Annotated in this window: 27 protein-coding genes; 13 read left to right on the forward strand and 14 right to left on the reverse strand. The window is 58.4% G+C overall.

Annotation, left to right across the window (positions count from 1 at the left end; genetic code table 11):
• The first annotated feature begins 169 nt into the window (after positions 1 to 169).
• Complete coding sequence (yghU, locus tag ACR0C5_RS06980; RefSeq protein WP_480875540.1) at positions 170 to 1,048, forward strand: glutathione-dependent disulfide-bond oxidoreductase; 879 nt, start codon at positions 170 to 172, stop codon at positions 1,046 to 1,048.
• A gap of 37 nt (positions 1,049 to 1,085) precedes the next feature.
• Here yghU and ACR0C5_RS06985 read toward each other — a convergent pair whose 3' ends face one another.
• Positions 1,086 to 1,874: an SseB family protein gene (locus tag ACR0C5_RS06985; RefSeq protein ID WP_480875544.1), complete on the reverse strand. Its 789-nt coding sequence runs from the start codon at positions 1,872 to 1,874 to the stop codon at positions 1,086 to 1,088.
• Positions 1,867 to 2,454, reverse strand: coding sequence for a uracil-DNA glycosylase family protein (locus ACR0C5_RS06990; RefSeq protein ID WP_480875546.1), 588 nt, complete (start codon positions 2,452 to 2,454; stop codon positions 1,867 to 1,869). The genes ACR0C5_RS06985 and ACR0C5_RS06990 overlap by 8 nt, the downstream gene beginning before the upstream one ends.
• A 223-nt stretch (positions 2,455 to 2,677) precedes the next feature.
• On the opposite strand from ACR0C5_RS06990, the gene ACR0C5_RS06995 reads away from it, so the two are divergent.
• Genes ACR0C5_RS06995 through ACR0C5_RS07010 form a run of 4 tightly spaced genes read left to right on the forward strand, consistent with a single transcriptional unit; the run spans position 2,678 to position 7,237 of the window.
• Positions 2,678 to 3,337: an ABC transporter ATP-binding protein gene (locus ACR0C5_RS06995; RefSeq protein WP_170783898.1), complete on the forward strand. Its 660-nt coding sequence runs from the start codon at positions 2,678 to 2,680 to the stop codon at positions 3,335 to 3,337.
• Positions 3,315 to 4,886 carry a KpsE/RkpR family capsule polysaccharide export protein gene (locus ACR0C5_RS07000; RefSeq protein ID WP_480875550.1) on the forward strand — a complete coding sequence of 524 codons (1,572 nt, stop codon included), beginning with the start codon at positions 3,315 to 3,317 and terminating at the stop codon, positions 4,884 to 4,886. The genes ACR0C5_RS06995 and ACR0C5_RS07000 overlap by 23 nt, the downstream gene beginning before the upstream one ends.
• Positions 4,887 to 4,891: 5 nt before the next feature.
• A complete protein-coding gene (gene kdsA / locus ACR0C5_RS07005; protein WP_480875552.1) occupies positions 4,892 to 5,725 on the forward strand; it encodes a 3-deoxy-8-phosphooctulonate synthase in 834 nt (277 codons plus the stop codon).
• A 15-nt stretch (positions 5,726 to 5,740) separates the two neighbouring features.
• Positions 5,741 to 7,237, forward strand: a complete 1,497-nt coding sequence (locus ACR0C5_RS07010) for a phosphomannomutase/phosphoglucomutase (protein ID WP_170788203.1) — start codon at positions 5,741 to 5,743, stop codon at positions 7,235 to 7,237.
• Positions 7,238 to 7,267: 30 nt separating this feature from the next.
• Here ACR0C5_RS07010 and ACR0C5_RS07015 read toward each other — a convergent pair whose 3' ends face one another.
• The gene (locus tag ACR0C5_RS07015) at positions 7,268 to 9,229 is read right to left on the reverse strand and encodes an AsmA family protein (RefSeq protein ID WP_170769071.1); all 1,962 of its coding nucleotides are present in this window, start codon (positions 9,227 to 9,229) and stop codon (positions 7,268 to 7,270) included.
• A gap of 95 nt (positions 9,230 to 9,324) precedes the next feature.
• Between ACR0C5_RS07015 and rimO the strand changes: the two genes are divergently transcribed.
• On the forward strand, positions 9,325 to 10,713 hold the full coding sequence (gene rimO / locus ACR0C5_RS07020) for a 30S ribosomal protein S12 methylthiotransferase RimO (protein ID WP_480875555.1): 1,389 nt from the start codon (positions 9,325 to 9,327) through the stop codon (positions 10,711 to 10,713).
• A 109-nt stretch (positions 10,714 to 10,822) separates the two neighbouring features.
• Positions 10,823 to 11,227 carry a hypothetical protein gene (locus ACR0C5_RS07025; RefSeq protein WP_170783885.1) on the forward strand — a complete coding sequence of 135 codons (405 nt, stop codon included), beginning with the start codon at positions 10,823 to 10,825 and terminating at the stop codon, positions 11,225 to 11,227.
• A 9-nt stretch (positions 11,228 to 11,236) separates the two neighbouring features.
• Here ACR0C5_RS07025 and ACR0C5_RS07030 read toward each other — a convergent pair whose 3' ends face one another.
• Together ACR0C5_RS07030 and ACR0C5_RS07035 are read right to left on the reverse strand one after the other, a co-directional pair.
• Complete coding sequence (locus ACR0C5_RS07030; RefSeq protein ID WP_170769068.1) at positions 11,237 to 11,593, reverse strand: diacylglycerol kinase; 357 nt, start codon at positions 11,591 to 11,593, stop codon at positions 11,237 to 11,239.
• 126 nt (positions 11,594 to 11,719) lie between these two features.
• Positions 11,720 to 11,908, reverse strand: coding sequence for a hypothetical protein (locus ACR0C5_RS07035; protein ID WP_170769067.1), 189 nt, complete (start codon positions 11,906 to 11,908; stop codon positions 11,720 to 11,722).
• 198 nt (positions 11,909 to 12,106) lie between these two features.
• Between ACR0C5_RS07035 and ACR0C5_RS07040 the strand changes: the two genes are divergently transcribed.
• A complete protein-coding gene (locus ACR0C5_RS07040) occupies positions 12,107 to 12,349 on the forward strand; it encodes a CDGSH iron-sulfur domain-containing protein (protein ID WP_480875558.1) in 243 nt (80 codons plus the stop codon).
• On the opposite strand, the gene ACR0C5_RS07045 is transcribed toward ACR0C5_RS07040, so the two are convergent.
• The 5 genes from ACR0C5_RS07045 to ACR0C5_RS07065 form a co-directional block, all read right to left on the reverse strand.
• A complete protein-coding gene (locus ACR0C5_RS07045) occupies positions 12,346 to 12,603 on the reverse strand; it encodes a DUF6455 family protein (protein WP_480549251.1) in 258 nt (85 codons plus the stop codon). The two genes, ACR0C5_RS07040 and ACR0C5_RS07045, sit on opposite strands and share 4 nt — an antisense overlap.
• A gap of 2 nt (positions 12,604 to 12,605) precedes the next feature.
• Positions 12,606 to 12,875 (reverse strand): DUF6455 family protein, encoded by a 270-nt coding sequence (locus ACR0C5_RS07050; RefSeq protein WP_269149751.1) that lies wholly within the window; start codon positions 12,873 to 12,875, stop codon positions 12,606 to 12,608.
• The gene (locus tag ACR0C5_RS07055; protein WP_170769064.1) at positions 12,875 to 13,138 is read right to left on the reverse strand and encodes a DUF6455 family protein; all 264 of its coding nucleotides are present in this window, start codon (positions 13,136 to 13,138) and stop codon (positions 12,875 to 12,877) included. The genes ACR0C5_RS07050 and ACR0C5_RS07055 overlap by 1 nt, the downstream gene beginning before the upstream one ends.
• Positions 13,139 to 13,206: 68 nt before the next feature.
• Positions 13,207 to 13,575: a YigZ family protein gene (locus ACR0C5_RS07060; RefSeq protein WP_170783879.1), complete on the reverse strand. Its 369-nt coding sequence runs from the start codon at positions 13,573 to 13,575 to the stop codon at positions 13,207 to 13,209.
• Entirely contained in the window at positions 13,572 to 14,279 is a 708-nt protein-coding gene (locus ACR0C5_RS07065; protein WP_170788198.1) for a M48 family metallopeptidase, read from the reverse strand. Before ACR0C5_RS07065 ends, ACR0C5_RS07060 begins: the two co-directional genes overlap by 4 nt.
• A 122-nt stretch (positions 14,280 to 14,401) precedes the next feature.
• On the opposite strand from ACR0C5_RS07065, the gene ACR0C5_RS07070 reads away from it, so the two are divergent.
• A complete protein-coding gene (locus ACR0C5_RS07070) occupies positions 14,402 to 14,641 on the forward strand; it encodes a hypothetical protein (RefSeq protein WP_170769820.1) in 240 nt (79 codons plus the stop codon).
• Here the strand turns inward: ACR0C5_RS07070 and ACR0C5_RS07075 are convergent.
• Positions 14,638 to 14,913, reverse strand: a complete 276-nt coding sequence (locus ACR0C5_RS07075; RefSeq protein WP_170788197.1) for a DUF167 domain-containing protein — start codon at positions 14,911 to 14,913, stop codon at positions 14,638 to 14,640. The two genes, ACR0C5_RS07070 and ACR0C5_RS07075, sit on opposite strands and share 4 nt — an antisense overlap.
• Before the next feature lie 136 nt (positions 14,914 to 15,049).
• Between ACR0C5_RS07075 and ACR0C5_RS07080 the strand changes: the two genes are divergently transcribed.
• Together ACR0C5_RS07080 and ACR0C5_RS07085 are read left to right on the forward strand one after the other, a co-directional pair.
• Positions 15,050 to 15,628, forward strand: coding sequence for a nitroreductase family protein (locus ACR0C5_RS07080; RefSeq protein WP_170788196.1), 579 nt, complete (start codon positions 15,050 to 15,052; stop codon positions 15,626 to 15,628).
• A complete protein-coding gene (locus ACR0C5_RS07085; protein WP_170783871.1) occupies positions 15,625 to 16,314 on the forward strand; it encodes an EI24 domain-containing protein in 690 nt (229 codons plus the stop codon). Before ACR0C5_RS07080 ends, ACR0C5_RS07085 begins: the two co-directional genes overlap by 4 nt.
• A gap of 3 nt (positions 16,315 to 16,317) precedes the next feature.
• On the opposite strand, the gene ACR0C5_RS07090 is transcribed toward ACR0C5_RS07085, so the two are convergent.
• Together ACR0C5_RS07090 and mce are read right to left on the reverse strand one after the other, a co-directional pair.
• Complete coding sequence (locus tag ACR0C5_RS07090) at positions 16,318 to 16,593, reverse strand: DUF1467 family protein (protein WP_480875565.1); 276 nt, start codon at positions 16,591 to 16,593, stop codon at positions 16,318 to 16,320.
• Between the two features lie 16 nt (positions 16,594 to 16,609).
• On the reverse strand, positions 16,610 to 17,014 hold the full coding sequence (gene mce / locus ACR0C5_RS07095; protein WP_170352375.1) for a methylmalonyl-CoA epimerase: 405 nt from the start codon (positions 17,012 to 17,014) through the stop codon (positions 16,610 to 16,612).
• A 134-nt stretch (positions 17,015 to 17,148) separates the two neighbouring features.
• Between mce and ACR0C5_RS07100 the strand changes: the two genes are divergently transcribed.
• Entirely contained in the window at positions 17,149 to 17,865 is a 717-nt protein-coding gene (locus ACR0C5_RS07100; protein ID WP_480875568.1) for a response regulator, read from the forward strand.
• Position 17,866: 1 nt separating this feature from the next.
• Complete coding sequence (locus ACR0C5_RS07105) at positions 17,867 to 18,001, forward strand: hypothetical protein (protein WP_480875571.1); 135 nt, start codon at positions 17,867 to 17,869, stop codon at positions 17,999 to 18,001.
• 63 nt (positions 18,002 to 18,064) lie between these two features.
• On the opposite strand, the gene aspS is transcribed toward ACR0C5_RS07105, so the two are convergent.
• Positions 18,065 to 19,840, reverse strand: coding sequence for an aspartate--tRNA ligase (gene aspS / locus ACR0C5_RS07110; protein WP_480875573.1), 1,776 nt, complete (start codon positions 19,838 to 19,840; stop codon positions 18,065 to 18,067).
• Positions 19,841 to 19,843 lie beyond the last annotated feature (3 nt).

Here is a 19,843-nt window from a genome sequence, read left to right on the forward strand (position 1 = left end):
CAGAGCAGTCCTGCTCGCGGGCCTGTGACGTCGAATGAAGAAACGTGAGACTATTCCTGCCGAATGTTACAGAAAGAAGCCAACAACCGGGGTTGGACTCGGCGCTTTGCAATATTAGCTGTTGTGACGGACGGACAATTCACCCCAGATTTGCTGAGAAAGGCAAGAGATGAGCGAGCAATCGACCTATACCCCCCCGAAGGTCTGGACATGGGACAGTCAGAATGGCGGGCAGTTTGCCAATATCAACCGCCCCATCGCCGGTGCGACCCACGATAAGGATTTGCCTGTCGGACGCCATCCCCTGCAGCTGTATTCACTGGCCACGCCAAACGGCGTGAAGGTCACGGTACTGCTGGAAGAATTGCTGGCCCTGGGTCATGAAGAAGCCGAGTATAATGCGTGGCTGATCAATATCGGCGAAGGCGATCAGTTCGGGTCGGGCTTTGTCGAAGCCAACCCAAACTCGAAAATCCCTGCGCTGTGGGACCGATCCGGCGACAAGCCAGTGCGCGTCTTCGAAAGCGCCTCGATCCTGTTCCATCTGGCCGAAAAGTTTGACGCCTTCCTGCCCAAGTCAGGACCCGAGCGGACCGAGGTGATGAACTGGGTGTTCTGGCAGATGGGCAGCGCGCCCTATCTGGGCGGCGGATTTGGCCATTTCTACGCCTATGCGCCCGAGAAATTCGAATACCCGATCGACCGCTTTACAATGGAAACCAAGCGTCAGCTTGATGTTCTGGACAAGCAATTGGCCGAGAACACCTATATTGCTGGTGAAGACTATACCATTGCCGACATGGCCATCTGGCCCTGGTATGGGCAACTGGTTCTGGGTCGCCTTTATGATGCGGCCGAATTCCTGGACGTCGAATCCTACAAGAATGTCATGCGTTGGGCCAAATCGATCGACGCACGCCCGGCCGTTCTGCGCGGACGCATGGTGAACCGCCCCTTTGGCGAAAAGCACTTGCAGCTTCATGAGCGCCACGAAGCCAGCGACTTTGAAACCCGTACGCAGGACAAGCTGGAAGCTGCTGCGGAATAAACCTGTCGGGCCTCGCCGGGATCTGGTGAGGCCCTATTTATCTGAGGATCGGTGGCTTTTCCGGGTCACTGCCCGGCGCGATCCGCTGGAACTTAGAGGTTTCCGGCTGCGGTAAATCGAACCGTAGCCCCACCCGCGCCAGAGCGGACGCGGCAGCGTCGTGGGCTGCAAAAAAACCCACATCCATTGCGCCCGCCTCGATCCCTGAAAAAGTCAGCGCTTCGGACGCGGCCTTGGCCAAGGCCGCTTCCGCCCCTTCAACCGCGCCGACAAAACCCAGAAGGTGGCCGGTCCCCCCCTCAGATGTCTTGGTGCCGACCAGATAGGCGGATTGCGCCAGACCAACGGCCGTTGCCAGTTTGGCATCCAAAGCCGTCAGTAGATCGTCGGGCAAACCGACTGGGGGCAGGAATTCCGACAAGTGCTGCTGCACCTCTTCCGGCGCGTGCTGCAAGGTGGTCGCCAACCAGCCCAGCGCCTCGGACGGGATCAGCATCGAGGACGGTGCGACCTCAAGATTCAAGCCCAATCCGATGCCCTGCCCGGCCAACATATTCGACAACACCCGCCCTGACAGGGCGACGTAGGGAACAGGGCGTTCAGCAAAGCGCGCCAAACGATCCTCGCGGTCGAACGCCAGAACAAAGCGGCCATCGGCCACGTCAAACAACTCGGGCGAGATGTTTTCGCCCTTTGCCTCTTCGGTCAGAAGCAGGAACAGTTCGCTATCGGCCAGCCGCACAAAGAACCGCAACCGGGCGGCATCGTCCTGCGGCGCGGCCTCCATCCCGGAATGGGCCGAGTCCAGAGCGGTCATGTCAGTCATTCAGAACCTCTTGCACCCGTGCGCGCAGGACCGGCAGAAGGTCGGCCTCGAACCACGGGTTTTTCTTCATCCATGCCGTATTCCGCCACGACGGATGAGGCAAGGAAAAGACGCGCGGCGCATGGTCCTGCCAGTTGCGTACCGTCTCGGTCACGGACCCGCGCGCCTTGAGGTGGTATTTATGCGCATGCCCCCCGACCAACACAGTCAGCGGCACATCACCCAGCGTCCGCATCACCTTGTCATGCCACGTCTGCCCGCAGATCGGTGGCGGCGGCAGATCGGCCTTGCGCGCGTCATAGCCCGGAAAGCAAAAGGCCATCGGCACGATCGAGACACGAGCGCGGTCATAAAACACGTCTTCCCCGATCCCCAACCAGTCGCGCAGACGATCCCCCGAGGGGTCCGTAAACGGACGGCCCGAGGCATGAACCCGCGCGCCCGGCGCCTGCCCTGCGATCAGGATCGGGGTACCTTGCCGAAACCAGACGACCGGGCGTGGTTCATGCGCCGTTTCGGTTGCGGCAAACCTGTCGGCGCAGATTCGGCAGGCGGCGATGTCTTTTTCGAGGGAATTCATCAGATCGCAAGGTTTCCTGAAGCACAGTGGTTGACACCTGGCAACAAAGATAGTCACCGCAGTGGCGAGAACCAACAGATGGAAAAGTCACAATAACAACAGCCTGCGGCAGCGCGGATTGATCATCATGTGCAAAACTGGACATAATGCCGCCAACATGGCCGGACATGAGTCATGAGATCACGCCGTCCGGCTGCGGGAAGAATAAGCAGACAGGCCCAAAATGCTTGAGTTCGAGAATGTCAGTAAGTCCTTTTGGACCGGGACACGCCGCAAGGTAATCCTGGACCGGGTCTCGTTCCGGGTCGAACTTGGCACCTCAATCGGCATTCTCGCCCCGAACGGGACGGGCAAAACCACGTTGATCAACATGATGGCGGGGTTGGAAAAGCCGGATGAAGGCGTCATCCGCAAATCCTGCCGGGTGTCCTTTCCAATGGGGTTTACGGGTGGCGTGGCCAACAAACTGTCGGCACTGGAAAACGCGCGTTATATCGCCAAGATCTATGGTATGGACCCCGACTATGTCGAAGCCTATTGCAAGTGGCTATGTGGTCTGGGCGAGTATTTCGATCAACCGATGGCGACCTATTCCTCGGGGATGCGGGGGCGGTTTACTTTTGCGCTGATGCTGGCGCTGGACTTCGACATGTACCTGATTGACGAGGGCATGCCCGCCACGACGGATGTCGAATTTAACAGAAAAGCAGGGGATATCCTGCAAGAAAGGCTTCGGACGACGACATTGGTGATCGTGTCGCACAACCCGACCGTGTTAGAAAAATTTGCACAGAAGGCCGCTGTCCTTGTCGATGGGCAACTTCATGTGTTCGACTCCTTGGAAGAGGCAAAACAACTGTATGACTACCAAACCCAAGGCTAGAATATACAACTGGCGACGCAAACGTCAGGGTCCGGCAGATGCCGAGGCCCGCGCCGACGCGATCTCACGCATTCGCAAAGCGACGCAACCACCCGAGGCGGCCAATGATGCACAGACCTCTGAGCTGGAAAAGATCAAGGCTGAGGGGCTAACCGGTCGGCAGCTTCGCATTGCGCGAAAGCTGGCGCAGAAAAACGGGATCGAGGCGGACTCGGATTATGATGCTGTGCGCTTGTTGCGCAAAAAGGGTATCGACCCATTCGAACGCAGCAGTCTGCTGGACCTTGCCGCCGAGAAAAAGCGTGTCGAAGATGAAACCAAAGACAAGGTGACGATCCAACTGCCTCAGCCCATTCTGCAATCGCCCGAAACTCTGCCCGGCCCCGAGATGAGCCCCGCGGAACGGCGCAACTATGAGATCGGGCAAATTCAGAAGGACATCGCGCGCCGCCGCAGACGCAAACTGTTTGCTCTGTTTGCGCGTTTGGCAGTGTTTGTATTGCTGCCGACGCTTGTGGTCGGGACTTATTTCTATCGCTTTGCAACGCCGATGTATGCCAGCGATTCGGCCTTCTCCATACTTCAAGCGGATGGCGGCGGAGCCTCATTCGGAGGTTTCTTGGCGGGCACCCAATACGCAACCGCGCAGGATTCGGTTGCCACGCAGGAATTTCTGGAATCCAAGGACGCTCTGCTACGGCTTGAGCGCGATATGGGGTTTTCCGAGATATTCAAACAGGACTGGATTGATCCGATCCAGCGTCTGTCGCCCGACGCAAGTCTGGAAGAGACCCACAAGCTGTACATGCGGATGATCACCATCGGCTATGACCCCAGCGACGGCATCATCCGCATGGAGGTCGCCGCGCCCACACCTGATATCGCAGTCGCGATCTCGGACAGGTTGCTGTCCTATGCCGAAGACACCATCAACGGACTGTCCGAACTGAAACGCGAAGACCAGATGCGCGACGCCGTGGCCAGTTTCGAACTGGCGCAGGAGGCACGCAACAAAGCGCAGGAAGCCCTGATCGAAGCGCAGCTGCAAGGCGCTCTGCTAGACCCAGAAAACGTGCTTGCCGGCCTACGCGGCCGAATAAACACGCTTGAGGCGCAATTGCAGGATAAAGAACTGCAACTGGCTTCGCTTTTAGACAATCTGCGGCCCAATCAGGCCAAAGTAGACGGTGTACGCGCCGAAATTGCGCGCTTCGAAGAAGTGCTGGAGGAGCTGAACGCCGAGATGTTGGATGTCTCGGCTGGCGAAAACTCGCTGGTGCGTCTGACCTTGCGAATCCAGACTGCGCAGGCTGATCTAGCCGCACGGGACATGATGCTGCAAGCAGCCATGCAGCAAATGGAAACCACCCGGACCGAGGCCAACCGCAAGGTGCGGTATCTGACCGTCTCAGTGAACCCGGTTCCCAGCCAGGATCCGACCTATCCGAGGAAATTCGAAAATACGATTTTGGCATTCCTGTTGTTTGCTGGTATCTACCTGTTGATCTCGCTTACCGCGTCGGTCCTTCGTGAACAGGTATCCTCGTAAGACACATGAAACATGTAAAAATCTCCGATCTCACGGTCGGCAATGATCTGCCTCTGACAATCATTGCCGGTCCATGTCAGCTTGAAAGCGCCGATCATGCCCAGATGATCGCCGGCAAAATGAAAGAGGCCTGCGATGCGGCCGGAGCACAGTACGTTTTCAAGGCGTCATATGACAAAGCTAACCGTACTTCCTTGTCCGGTGTCCGTGGCCTGGGTATTGACGCTGGATTGAAAGTTCTGAGCGATATTCGCCACTCGATGGGTATTCCTGTTCTGACTGATGTTCATACTGAATCCCAATGTGCCCTAGCGGCCGAGGCCGTAGACGTCTTGCAGATTCCCGCCTTTCTCTGCCGCCAGACGGATATGTTACTGGCTGCTGGTGAAACCGGGAAAGCCGTTAACGTCAAGAAAGGTCAGTTTCTTGCGCCTTGGGAAATGGGCAACATCGTTGACAAGATCGAAAGCACGGGAAACACGAATATCCTCCTGACGGAACGCGGCACATCTTTTGGATACAACACACTGGTTGCTGATATGCGCGGCCTGCCGCAAATGGCGAAAACGGGCTACCCGGTCGTGATGGACGCAACGCATTCGGTACAGCAACCAGGTGGCAAAGGTGGGTCCTCTGGCGGTCAGCGGGAGTTTGCGCCGGTCATGGCGCGTGCGGCAGTGTCATTGGGTGTCGGAGCTGTGTTCATTGAAACCCATCAGGACCCTGACAATGCGCCATCTGACGGCCCCAATATGATCTATCTTGACCAGATGCCGCAACTTATTGACACTTTGATGCGCTTTGATGCGCTGGCCAAGGCAAACCCCATTCAGATTTAACGATTGAGATTTTCTATGACCAAACCAATCCCCGAGGTGACCCCGAACACCTGGAGCTTTCTGCGCGATGCCATGATCAAACCCACGGGTTTCCGTGAATATGACGCCAGGTGGAAATACCCCGAGGAAATCAACCTGCCCGGCATGACCGCGCTGGGTCTGGGGCTTGGGACGCAGATGCGCAGGCGCGGAATTGCACCGGTGATCGCGGTGGGAAACGACTACCGCGACTATTCGCTGGCCATCAAGAACGCACTGATCCTGGGGCTGATGCAGGCCGGCATTCAGGTCAAGGATATCGGCCCAGCGCTCAGCCCCATGGCCTATTTCGCGCAGTTTCATCTGGACGTGCCGGCGGTTGCTATGGTCACTGCCAGCCACAATCCCAACGGCTGGACCGGGGTCAAGATGGGGTTTGAGCGTCCTCTGACCCATGGCCCTGATGAGATGTCCGAGTTGCGCGACATCGTCCTGAATGGCGAAGGACAACCCCATGAGGGTGGCTCGTATGAGTTCGTGGACGGCGTGAAAGAGGCTTATATCGACGATCTGGTCGGCGATTTCAAAATGTCTCGCCCGCTGAAAGTGGTCTGCGCCACCGGGAACGGCACCGCCTCGGCCTTTGCGCCCAAGATATTCGAACGAATGGGGGTCGAGGTTGTGCCCAGCCACACCCGGCTGGACTACACGTTCCCCAACTACAACCCGAACCCCGAAGCGATGGAGATGTTGCACGACATGTCCGACAGCGTGAAATCCAGCGGTGCCGACCTGGCGCTGGGGTTTGACGGCGACGGCGACCGGTGTGGTGTTGTCGATGATGAAGGTGAAGAGATTTTCGCCGACAAGGTCGGTGTGATCATGGCCCGCGATCTGGCCAAACTGTACCCGAACGCGACCTTTGTGGCTGATGTGAAATCAACCGGTCTGTTCGCAAGTGATCCGCAGTTGCAGGCCCGTGGGGTCAAGGCAGATTACTGGAAAACCGGACACAGCCACATGAAGCGCCGGGTCAAGGAAATCAATGCGCTGGCCGGGTTCGAGAAGTCGGGCCACTACTTTCTGGCTGAACCGATCGGGCGTGGCTATGACTGCGGCATGCGCGTGGCGGTTGAGATCTGCAAACTGATGGACCGCAACCCCGATCAGAGTATGTCCGATTTGCGCAAGGCCCTGCCCAAGACTTGGTCGACGCCCACCATGTCGCCCTATGCGGCAGATACCGAGAAATATGACATACTCGCCCGTCTGGTCGACAAGCTGGTGGCCAAATCCGAGGCGGGAGATTCCTTTGCCGGACGCGCGATCAAAGAGGTCGTCACAGTCAATGGCGCTCGGGTCATTCTGGACAATGGCAGCTGGGGTCTGGTGCGGGCATCCTCGAACACGCCCAATCTGGTCGTGGTCTGCGAAAGCAGCGAAAGCGAGGATGAAATGCGCGCGATATTTGCCGATATCGACGCTGTCATCCGTACAGAACCCGGCGTGGGCGACTACGATCAGACAATCTAGAGCCTTGGGGCGCGTCTTGCGCCCCGCCGCTCAATCCGCGCCCAGCAATTTCAGCAGCCCTTTCGTGGCCTCTTCCTGCAATTTGTTCTTCACCGCATTCTCGATGCTTTCGGTGTCTGTCACGGCAGTCCCAAGCTCGTCGCTGACCTTGTCCAGCACCTGTTGTTTGGCGTCGTCCTCAAGTTCTTTGATTTTGCCTTCGGCGGCCGCTTCGATCACTTTACTGAGGTCGGGTTTGATCGATGGATTACTCCACGGTCCAACAATGCGCACCGGCACCGACAGGCCCTGACCAGAATTTGCCCGCAACGCTGTGGGGGTGAACAGATAGTCGATATTGCGCTCGCCCAAGCCGACGCGACCGGCGCCATCGGCACGGAAATTATCCAGTGACATCAGCAGGTCATCATTCCTGAGAACACCCTGATCAATGGTGAAACTAGCGGCAAGACTGTTGAACACAGTAGTGCCGCCTGACCCTTCGCCCCGCCCCATCAGGCGGTCCAGGTCGAACCCGTTGATCACCCCCTGCCCCACATCCACGCGACCCTTGCCGCTGAGTGAACGCATGATCTGATCCTCGCTTTGCCCAACGCCCAGAAACTCGAACGAACCGGTGCCCGTGCCGGACAATCGGTCAATATCGGCCAGCGTCATCAGGGCCTGTTGGATGTCGATCCCGTCTGCCTTCATGTTGCCACCGACAGACAGCCCGTTGCGGTTATTCGCGACGACCTGACCGGTCAACTGACCCGAGAACAATGTGGCCGGGTTCATCTGCAACACCGCGCGTGACCGGTCCAGATTCAAGGTCAGATCGCTGGGACCAAGGGTCAGGTCGGGCACTGCTATCGAATTCGCCTTCAGCTGGATTTGCCCATTCGCCAAAGCCAGCGCCGAGGCGTCAATCGGTGTGGTCGACCAGCCATCGGATTGGCTTGGCGCAGCGCCGCCGCCACCACCGCCCGAGCCTCCATTAGACTCGTTGAATCGGGACAGATCCAAATCGCCCGCGTCAAACCGCGCGGTGATCTGTGGTGGGTCCGAGATCACGATATCCGCCTCGCCGGTCAGGCGGTTGTCGTCCAGTTGCGCCACCAATTCACGCACCGACAGACGCCCGTCCTGCGTATAGGTCATACGACCGACCAGTTCCGCGCGGCGACCCAGACCCAAAGGCACGGCTGTACCGGGCTGTCCGAAAGCGGCCAGCAATGTCTCGGTATTTTGGGTTTTAAGGTGCAGGTCGCCGTCCATCTCTCCGGCAAGATTCACGCGACCGTCAAAGTCGACTTCACCCCCGGGCGCGCGCAGCAACAGATCCAACTGGGTGGCCGCGCCGGTTGCATAAGCGGGCAGATCTGGGATTTTCATATCCACCTCAACCGCGCCCCCTGGCACCGCCATTTTCGCCTCCAGCAACAACGGTGCTGTGACCTCGGGCCAGCTTGCCGACAGGTCGACTTGCGAGAAATCGAACGTCACCGCCCCGTTTTCCAGATAGAGCAGACGCGCATTTGTTAATTCCAGCCTATCCAGCGTTACGACACCCGGTTGCCCCTGCGGGGCGGCAGAGGTGCCAGATCCCGAGGACGCCGCCGCAGGCGCTGACGCGCCAAACTCCCAATTGCCGCGCCCGTCAGACAGTTCCAACCGCAGCGTCGGGTTTTCCGCAATCACCCGCCGGATACGCAAATCCCCTGACATCAACGCCGCCGCATCCACACCAACGGCCAGATGATCCGCGCTGAGCATCGGCTCGGACCCGGCCCAAGGGGCATTGCTGAACGTCACAGGCCCGGTCTCCATCCCTAGCACTGGCCAGAATGACAGTTTCACATCTCCTGTCAGGGTCAGATCCCGGCCCGTTTCGGCCTTGACCTGCTCGGCCAGGATACGCGCCAGCTTGTCGCCGGGCATCATCAGCAAAGCCCCGATAACCAGCCCGATCACGGCCACGATGAGAAAGAGAATGCGCACCAGCCACTTCATTTTACCGCTCTTTGCTTTTTGTTATGCGTTGAAATTATCATTCTAAGCCCAGCGGCCATTTGCAAGGGGAAGCGTTCCCCACTATATGCCGCGCCATGACCACGAACCCGCCGAACCTCCGCCCCGACCTGGCGCCTGCCGCCCGGATCACCGACACGCCCCGTCCGAACCAGCCCACCATTGGTATGGTGTCTTTGGGCTGCCCCAAGGCTTTGGTGGATAGTGAGCGTATTCTGACGCGCCTGCGTGCCGAAGGATACGGGATTTCGCCCGATTATTCAGGCGCAGATGCCGTGATCGTGAACACCTGCGGGTTTCTGGATAGCGCCAAGGCCGAGTCGCTGGACGCGATTGGTGAGGCACTAGTGGAAAACGGCAAGGTCATTGTCACCGGCTGTCTGGGTGCCGAACCGGATTACATCCGCGAGCATCACCCCCGCATCATGGCCGTCACCGGGCCGCATCAATACGAACAAGTGCTGGACGCCGTACATCAAGCCGTTCCACCCGATCCCGACCCGTTTGTAGACCTGCTGCCCGCCGCCAGCGTGCAACTGACCCCGCGCCACTACAGCTATCTGAAAATATCCGAGGGCTGTAACCACAAGTGTAAGTTCTGCATCATCCCTGACATGCGCGGCAAACTGGCCAGCCGCCCCGCCCACGCCGTGCTGCGTGAGGCCGAAAAGCTGGTCGAAAACGGCGTGCGCGAACTGCTGGTGATCAGCCAAGACACCTCGGCCTATGGGCTGGATCGCAAGTATGATGTCAACCCGTGGAAAGACCGCGAGGTTCGCAGCCACATCACCGATCTGGCGCGAGAGTTGGGGCAGTTCGATGCGTGGGTGCGCCTGCACTACGTCTACCCCTACCCGCATGTGCGCGAGTTGATTCCGCTGATGGCCGATGCGGGCTGCAACGTGCTGCCCTATCTGGATATTCCGTTCCAGCACGCCCACCCAGACGTTTTGAAACGCATGGCTCGCCCGGCGGCGGCTGCCAAAACGCTGGACGAGATCGCCGCATGGCGCGCGACCTGCCCCGATATCACCCTGCGCTCGACCTTTATTGTCGGCTATCCCGGCGAGACCGAGTCCGAGTTCCAGACCCTGCTGGATTGGATGGACGAGGCTCAATTGGATCGCGTTGGCTGTTTTCAGTACGAAAACGTGGACGGGGCGCGCTCGAACGACCTGCCCGATCATGTCCCGTCCGAAGTCAAACAGGACCGCTGGGAACGGTTCATGGAAAAAGCGCAGGCGATATCCGAGGCGAAGCTGGCCGCAAAGGTCGGACAAAGGCTAGACGTGATCGTGGATGAGGTCGATGACGAGGCTGCCATCTGCCGCACCAAGGCCGACGCCCCCGAAATTGACGGCAACCTGTTCGTCGACGAAGGGTTCGAAGACCTCAAACCCGGCGACATCGTCTCGGTCGAGGTGGACGAGGCTGGGGAATATGACCTGTGGGGCACGCTGCGCTGAGGCAATGTAACCACCGATAGGGCAAGCGTGAGCCAAGTTTATTGGCGATCCCCCGCATCAGGCCCCAGATTTAGACAGAACCCAAACACGTCCAAAAAGGAGGGTTACCATGTCTAAATTGCGTCCTTTCGCAACGAAATGCGCCGTCGCGCTCCTGGCGGTACAACTATTTGCAGCGCCTGCTTTTGCAGAAGTGCGCTCAAGCAGCACGGCTCAGTTCACGCTGGTCGGAGGGAAATCCTTTGGCATCCACTATCGCGGCAAACATCGTGTCCACAAACACTTCGTTGCGCCCAAAGTGTATAAGAAAAAGGTCCACAAGCCGGTCGCGAAAGCCAAGGTGCATCATGCCAAGCCGGTCAAAAAGCACCACCGGTCGAAGTTCAAACACAGCAAGAAACGTTACCATCGGTACTATGTGCCGAAGAAACACGCGTTCCGGCATCAAAGATCTTATCGAGGAGTCCGGTATCACAGATCTCACCGCGGGTACGGGCGGTATCGAATCAAGTAATGACGACCGTCAGAGCATAGCCACAAGACCCGCCATCCATGCCACCGCAGCGGCAATGGCCGTCAGCGCAACCGCTGCGCTGGCGGCGTCTTTGGCTTGGCCGGCCAAAGTGTTGTGGTCTGTAGATGTGTGATCCACGGCCCGTTCTATCGCCGTGTTGAATAGTTCGGCGACCAGAACCAAAATTCCCATGATGACAATCAACGCGCGCATACCGCCGCTGAGGGGTAGTCCAATTGCCAGCCCCACCGAGATCAGGTTGGCCCATCCCCATACGCGAAACGAGTACTCATCGCGCCACGTCGCGGCCAGCCCTTGCCAGCTCCAGACTGTGCGATGTTTTAGACGGATTAGAAAGTTTTTCATGTGTTCCCTGCACAGCGCTCTCGCAGACAAAAACCCAAACCGGCAATTACAGGCAAGAAAAAACCGCCCAGTGGGCGGCATCTATCTGAAAGCAGGCGGCCCGCGCGCGAGCCGCCTGAAGGTTTGTTATTGCGCGACCGGGTTACAGACAGTCTGGCCTGCCTCAGTCGTGGCCAATGCGGTTCCGGCCGGACAGCTTGGCGTACCAAACTTGTCATATTCGGGTGTAATATAAACCGGAGCTGGTTCTTCCTGCTGAGAACAGGCTGCAACGACCAAAGCAAACGCACCAACGGCGGCAAATCTAAGTTTCATGTCCGTCATTCCTTCTAATAATTTTCTGATTTTGCCCAGAAATTCGGGGCCAGTCTCAAAATACGACTTCGCTGGCATTTTTGCAACAAATCTGATCACGTGAATGTGAAAACGGCAAATCCATGCTGCCATGGCAGAACGGAAATCGGACGCTAAACTGTCTGACCAGCAGACATCAGCAAACTCCGGAGAAGCCACGTGTCAGACGCACCGATCATTTCTCAGAAAGCCCCCTATCCCGTCGAAGTGGCCGAGGGGAAAAACTATTTCTGGTGCGCCTGTGGTAAATCCTCGCGTCAGCCTTTTTGTGACGGTTCACATAAGGGAACGGGGATTGAGCCGGTCAAATACACCGCAGAGGCAGACAAGAAAGTGTTCTTTTGCGGATGCAAACACAGCGCCAACCCGCCGCTATGTGACGGCTCGCATTCCAAACTTTAGGGTTTCAGCGCGTTCAAAGCCTGCGCGTTCACGCAAAACTCAGGCGCTTTGTCCGCCTTGGCCTGCTGTTCGGCCAACCACATCGCACAGGTCTCACTGCAATCGGCAGCGCGACATTTCGTGACCATTTCCGCGTAGCGTTCGGCGCTAAGACGCCCTTCGGTCATCGCCTCGGTCAGGGACAGGTTCATGCAGCGCGCGACGGATCGCGTCAGCCAGAAGTGTTTTTCGACGTCCCCAAGAATATCTTTCATTCTCAACCCTCTCGAGTTTTCCCGGACCTAAGCGTGGCAAATCTGGCCCGGTTCGGGCAGGTTCGAGGTGCCTGGGTCGCGCCCTTGTTTTGATCCAACCAATCGGGGCAGCATCTGGCCCAAGCGCATCCCTGACAGGCCCGTACCATGCTGGCCCAGTCCTCCTGGCTCAAGCGGCCCTGCCGATGCGCTGAAACCACGTCCGCGCCTGTTGCCTGCCCCATGCGCAGGACAAGCCGTAGGTGCGTCATGACAGCCCCAAGCGTTTGCATCACCGCCCCTTACGTGGCTTGATCTGGGCGAACAGGCCTTTGTTGCGGCAATATTCCGGCGTGTCCTGCGATACCGCCACTTGCGCCAGCAGCGCTTCGCAATGTCCGGGATTGGCGCATCCTGTGCAGCGCAGAACCGCTTCGGATATCTCATCGATCGAGACATCACCCCGAAGCGCTGCGTCTTCCAGGTCGATGCCTACTCGCGTTGCCATCTGATCGACGAGGCCCGCGTGATGCTTCAGGGTCTCTCTGTTGGACATATGGCACCCTTTCCCTGATGCGTTTCGATCAGGTTAGCGGATGCGGCGGCGCAGGCCCTTGATACAGGTCAAGCCCCGGTGTCGATCTGATCCAGATAGGTTCGCGTTGCGTCCTGCACCCGCCGAAAGCGGTCCCCGCCCAGCTTTTTGCCCCCATACCAGCGGGTGACTATTACGACGTGGTTCTGCACGTCGGCCCGTTCCATCATCCGAAGGATCACCATCCCCGCGCCACTTTCCCCATCATCCGCCTTGAGCGCCCCAGTGGGCAGTACCGCCGCCCATGTATTATGTGTGGCCTTGGCATATGATTTATCCGCCTTAAGCGCATGCAGCACAGCGTCGACCTCGGTCCGCGATGACACGGGCGCACCGGATACTGCGTATTTCGAGCCCCGATCCGTCAGGATCACCCCCAGCTTTTTCACTGCGGTCATTGCGTCAACCCAAGCCCGCGGGCGGTCTGCTTCACCACCTCGACCCGTTTGGCGTTGGGGGGATGGGTGCTGAGGAAACTGTCTTCGGGATCCGGCAGGCGGTCGAAATATTTCGCACCGATCAAAGGGTTATACCCGGCGCGAAAGGTTATGATCGTTCCAAGCTCATCAGCTTCAAGTTCAAAGTCACGCACATAGACCTGCGTCCCCACCCGCGCGCCCAGTTTCTGCGCCTCTTCCACGGCGGCCCCTTCGGCACCGGCCAATCGCGCCAGATCGCCGAAAATCTCGGCACTTTCGCGTGCATTCACCGATTGGCGCGGAATATGACGCAGGATGTGATGGGAGGCTTCGTGCCCCATCACAAAGGCCAACTCATCCGCGTTCTGAGCGGATTCGATCATCGCGCGGGTAAAAATGATCACCGGCTGGTCGTTTTTATCCAGTGTTTGAAATGCGTTGGCAGGGGCTTTCGGGTCCAGATCGACCAATGTGGTAAAGTCGCAATTCTTGACATTGGCACGTCGCAAACATTCGACCCTGGCCTGTTCGCCGACCCTTTGGCTGATCTGCTGGAAAGTGGCGGCTTCGACCCTGAAATCCCCCTCGCCCTGTATCCAGTCCTCGGCAGGTTGAACCCGCAGCGCATTGGCGTCGCAGGCGGCCAGAAACACGGGAAATAACAGGTACATCAAACGGTGCATGGATCATCCTTTGAAACGGTCACGCCGTTTGGCTGACCATAGCGCAGACCCCTTGGGACTGCCACCGGTTGAATGCGATAGTACGGGTTGCCAAGCGGAACATCGCCCTGCACTCTGCCATCATGTTTTCGATTGAGCATGAATTCGACTCGACGGTCATTACGCTGGTGGACGAAGGCGAAAAGCCTTTGCAAGAGGATGTGGTGATCAACAATTTCGCAGAATGCGTGACGCTAGAGCAGTTTGATCCTCGAACCGATCAGGTCCAGAAAATCACGCTGTCGCCGGAACAGGTCCGCGATCTGGCCGCTGCCCTGGATTTGCCCGAGGGGGTGTACCAAATCCACGAAACACCGGATTAAGGATCGTAGACAAAGACCTTGTCCCGCGCCGTATGTCCGCGCTTCAGGGTCAGCGAAGACGTGGCCACCCCCATGGCCGCAGCGAGGATGCGGCGCACAGCCTCGTTCGCCTTGCCGTCTTCGGGCGCAGTGGTCACATGGATGCGCACTACGCTCCCATCCCGCGTGATCCGGTCCGAAGCTGCCTTAGGCGTCACCTTAACCGCAATCTCGGCCCCTGCGTCGGTCAGATCGCTCAGATCCGGCAGATTGCGCAGTTTAGGTTTAGCCATCTCATCCTCCGATCCCAAAACACTGTTGCACGGCTGGCCCCGGGATGGAATTGATCCACCAAGCCCAGCCCTTTGCACTTGAAACCCGTCAGAGGCTCAACCAGATACAGAAAGCCCATGTAAAGGAAGTTAACATATGTCCTTGAAGAATCCGGCCGCATTTGAGTTTCTGCTGTCCCGCCGGTCCCGCCCTGCGAAAACACTGATCGCTCCTGCCCCGACGCGGGATGAACTGACCCCATTGCTGACCGCCGCCGCCCGCAGTCCCGATCACGGCAAGCTGGAGCCGTGGCGGTTCATAGTGCTGGAAAGCGGCGCGATGCCCCGTTTGTCAGCGCTGACGCAGGAATGCGGCGAACGGCTGGGTAAATCGCCTGAAGAGATCGCCAAAGCATGCAGCCAGTTCGACATGGGTCATCTGGCCGTAGCAGTGGTCGAGGTTCAAAAACCATCCGAAAAAGTCCCCGCGATTGAACAGACCTATTCCGCCGGTGCGGTGTGTCTGGCGTTGCTGAACGCAGCCTTAGTGGCGGGCTGGGGCGCGAACTGGCTGTCGGGTTGGCAGTCACATGACGCCGAGTTTTGCCGCACCGCCTTTGGACTGCAAGACAATGAACGGATCGCTGGTCTGATCCACATTGCCACCGAATCCGCAGCCCCGCCAGAACGTCCCCGCCCGGACGTGGCCGCACTGACCGAATGGGTTCCTGAATGATCATCCTCAACGCATTTTTCGCGGCAATCGGACAGATCGGAGATCCCAAATTCCGTTCGGTTCTGTTCCGGGGCGTGGGCCTGACAATCGTGTTGCTGATCGCAGCCTGCGCAGGCGCGATCTGGTTGATCAACTGGCTGTCCAGCGGCGAAATCACACTGCCCTTCGTCGGAGCCGTTCCGTGGCTAAACGACGTGTTGAATTATTCCGGTATTTTTGCGGTGGTGATTCTGCCGGTCTTCCTGATGATGCCGGTTGCCTCGGCCATCATCTCGCTGTTTCTGGAAGAGGTCGCGCAGGCGGTCGAGGACAAACACTATCCCACCCTGCCAAAGGTGCCCGGAATTGCCATCAGTGACGGGTTGCGCGATGCGCTCAGCTTTATGGGGGTGTTGATCGTCGCCAACTTGCTGGCACTGATCCTCTATGTAATCTTCACGCCGCTGGCCCCGTTCATCTTTTGGGGCATGAACGGGTTTCTACTGGGTCGGGAATATTTCACTTTGGTCGCGATGCGGCGGATCGGGCGCGAAGGCGCGCGCAAGCTACGGGGCAAACATATGGTCACGATCTGGCTGGCGGGCACTTTGATGGCCATTCCTCTGACCGTGCCGCTGGTGAACCTTGTCATCCCGATTGTCGGAGTGGCCACGTTTACCCATATCTACCACAGGCTGTCCGTCTGAGGCTCAACCGCGCGGCTCAAGCTGGTTCAACCAGTCGAAATCACGCACTGAGATGACGCCCGAAATGATGATACCCGCGATGATCGCCCAAAGCACCAGCGTCAACCCGGTGGTGATCCACAGCTTTTTCTTCATATGATGCACTTCCGGCGCACCCGCATGAGTGCCCGGAACGATCTCTCCCAGATCGCCCTGTGTCTTGATGCGGATCGGCAATACGACCAGCAATGTCAGAAACCAGATAACGGCAAACAGAACCAATGCAGCAGTGATCGTCATGGCAGCCTCGCTTGGGTTAGACCTGTTCTAGCTCGACCAGACAGCCGTTAAAGTCTTTGGGGTGCAAAAACAGCACCGGCTTGCCATGGGCCCCAATCTTGGGTTCACCCGAGCCCAGCACGCGCGCACCGGTTTCCTTCAGATGGTCACGGGCCGCGATGATATCTTCGACCTCATAGCAGACATGGTGAATACCACCAGCCGGGTTCTTTTCCAGAAACCCGTTGATCGGGCTATCATCGCCCAATGGGTACAGTAGTTCGATCTTGGTGTTTGGCAGTTCGATGAACACCACGGTTACGCCGTGATCGGGTTCGTCCTGAGGCGCGCCGACCTTGGCTCCCAATGCATTGCGATATTGCGCGGACGCGGCCTCAAGGTCAGGCACGGCGATGGCAACATGGTTCAGGCGACCGATCATAGAACTCTCCTCTATTCTGCGTTGCAGCGGTTATGGGGGCAGTTCAATCAAAGAACAAGTGCGCCAAATTGCCGTTAACGTCGTGTTAGCCAGAAGTTCCTAGCGTGAGGCATCTGCTGATTAGGAGTTCTGCCATGGACGATTCGAGCCCCTTCACCTCAGCCGCACAGCCAACGGCGATGCGGCCTTTGCTGGGACAAACCATTCTGGTTGTCGAAGACAGCCGCTATGCTTGCGACGCGATCCGACTGATGTGCCTGCATTCCGGTGCCCGGATCCGACGCGCGGATTGCCTGAAATCGGCAAGGCGGCATTTGCAGATCTACCGTCCCTCGGTCATCTTGGTCGATATGGGGCTGCCGGATGGCTCAGGGGCCGAGCTGATTGCCGAATTGACCGAAGCATCGCCGCGTATCGGGGCCATTCTGGCGATGTCCGGCGACAGCTACACCGAAAACGCAGCCATGCAGGTCGGGGCTGACGGTTTTCTGGCCAAGCCGCTGAAATCGCTTTCTTACTTTCAATCCATGGTGCTGCAGCACCTGCCCGAGGATCGCCGCCCCAGCAGCTTGAACGCTGTCCGGGATCAGGTCATTAACCCCGATCCGCTGGCCTATCAGGATGACATGGCCCATATCGCCGATGTGCTGGCTGGCCCGAATGATCACCGCACGCTGGACTATGCCGCCCAGTTCCTGCGGGGGGTTGCCCGCGATGCCGATGACAAAGTGCTGGCAGACGCGGCCAAACGCTTGGCCGCGTCCCGCGCCGAAGGGACGCCCGTCACCGCATTGGCCGCTCAGGTCGCCGGGATCGTTCAAGCTCGCCTGGAACAGCGTGAGGCGATCTGAGATGGCAACAGCCTATTTCGCGACGGCTACGCTGCTGAGCCTTTGGATCTATTGCCAGACCCGCACGGCGGCCCGCAACATTCGCGCCGCCCGAGCCTTGGTCAACGATCCACTGGAGCAAACCGGACAGCTTTGACCTCTTCGCGAAACATCCGACCAAAGAAAAAACCCGCCGCAAGCGTTGCGACGGGTTTTCTTGTCATTCCTGCGGGATGATCCGCAATCCCAGCTCCATCAACTGATCCGAGCTAGGGTCGGACGGTGCGTCCATCATCAGATCTTCGGCGCGCTGGTTCATCGGGAACATCATGACCTCGCGGATGTTGGCCTCATCAGCCAACAGCATCACGATCCGGTCGATACCCGCGGCACAGCCACCGTGCGGCGGCGCGCCATAGTGGAACGCATTGAACAAAGCACCAAAGCGAGATTTCACCTCATCCGCGCCATAGCCTGCCAGCTCAAAAGCTTTCAGCATGATCTCAGGCTTATGATTCCGGATCGCGCCCGATACCAACTCATACCCGTTACAGGCCAGATCGTACTGATAGCCGCGCACGTCCAGAGGGTTGCCGTTTAGCGCCTCCATACCGCCCTGCGGCATCGAGAACGGGTTATGTTCAAAGTCGATCGCGCCGGTTTCTTCGTCCTGCTCATAGATCGGGAAATCGACGATCCAGGCAAAGGCAAAGCGGTCTTTTTCGGTAAGACCCAGCTCATCACCGATCACGTCACGAGCTTTACCAGCCACCTTTTCAAAGGCCTTCGGCTTGCCACCCAGGAAGAACGCCGCGTCCCCGACACCCAGGCCCAGTTGCTGACGGATCGCCTCGGTGCGCTCGGGGCCTATGTTTTTGGCCAGTGGACCTGCGGCTTCCATCCCATCGCCCTGATCGCGCCAGAAGATGTAGCCCATTCCCGGCAGACCCTCTTTCTGCGCAAACGCATTCATACGGTCACAGAACTTGCGGCTGCCGCCGGTCGGCGCCGGGATAGCGCGAATTTCGGTACCCTCCTGCTCCAACAGCTTCGCGAAAATCGCGAAGCCAGACCCGCGGAAGTGGTCGGAGACCACTTGCATTTTAATAGGGTTCCGCAGGTCGGGCTTGTCGCTGCCGTACCACAGGGCCGCGTCCTTGTAGGATATCTGCGGCCATTCCTGATCCACTTTGCGGCCACCACCGAATTCTTCGAAAACACCGGTCAGAACCGGTTGGATCGTGTCGAACACGTCCTGCTGCTCGACAAAGGACATCTCAAGGTCAAGCTGATAGAAATCGGTAGGCGAGCGGTCGGCCCGCGGGTCTTCATCGCGGAAGCACGGTGCGATCTGGAAATACTTGTCAAAGCCCGACACCATGATCAGCTGTTTGAACTGCTGCGGGGCCTGCGGCAGCGCATAGAACTTGCCCGGATGCAGGCGCGAGGGCACCAAAAAGTCGCGCGCGCCTTCGGGAGAGGACGCCGTGATGATCGGCGTCTGGTATTCGCGGAAGCCCTGATCCCACATGCGGCGGCGCATCGAGGCGACAACGTCCGAGCGCAGGGTCATGTTCTGCTGCATCACCTCGCGGCGCAGGTCCAGATAACGATAGCGCAGGCGGGTTTCCTCAGGGTATTCCTGATCGCCGAATACCATCAGCGGCAGTTCGTCGGCCGCGCCCAGAACTTCCAGCTCGCGCACGTAGACCTCAACCTCGCCTGTGGGCAGTTTTGGGTTCACCAGTTCGGGGTCACGCGCTTTGACGGTTCCGTCGATGCGGATACACCATTCGGAGCGTACTTTTTCCAACTCGGCAAAGGCCGCGCTGTCGCCGTCGCACAGAACTTGCGTCACACCAAAGTGATCGCGCAGGTCGATGAACAGCACGCCACCGTGGTCGCGGACCCGATGCACCCAGCCAGACAGGCGGACGGTTTCACCGACATTGGCGGCGGTCAGAGCGGCGCAGGTGTGGCTGCGATAGGCGTGCATGGA

The sequence above is a fragment of the Ruegeria sp. N8 genome, assembly GCF_056531325.1.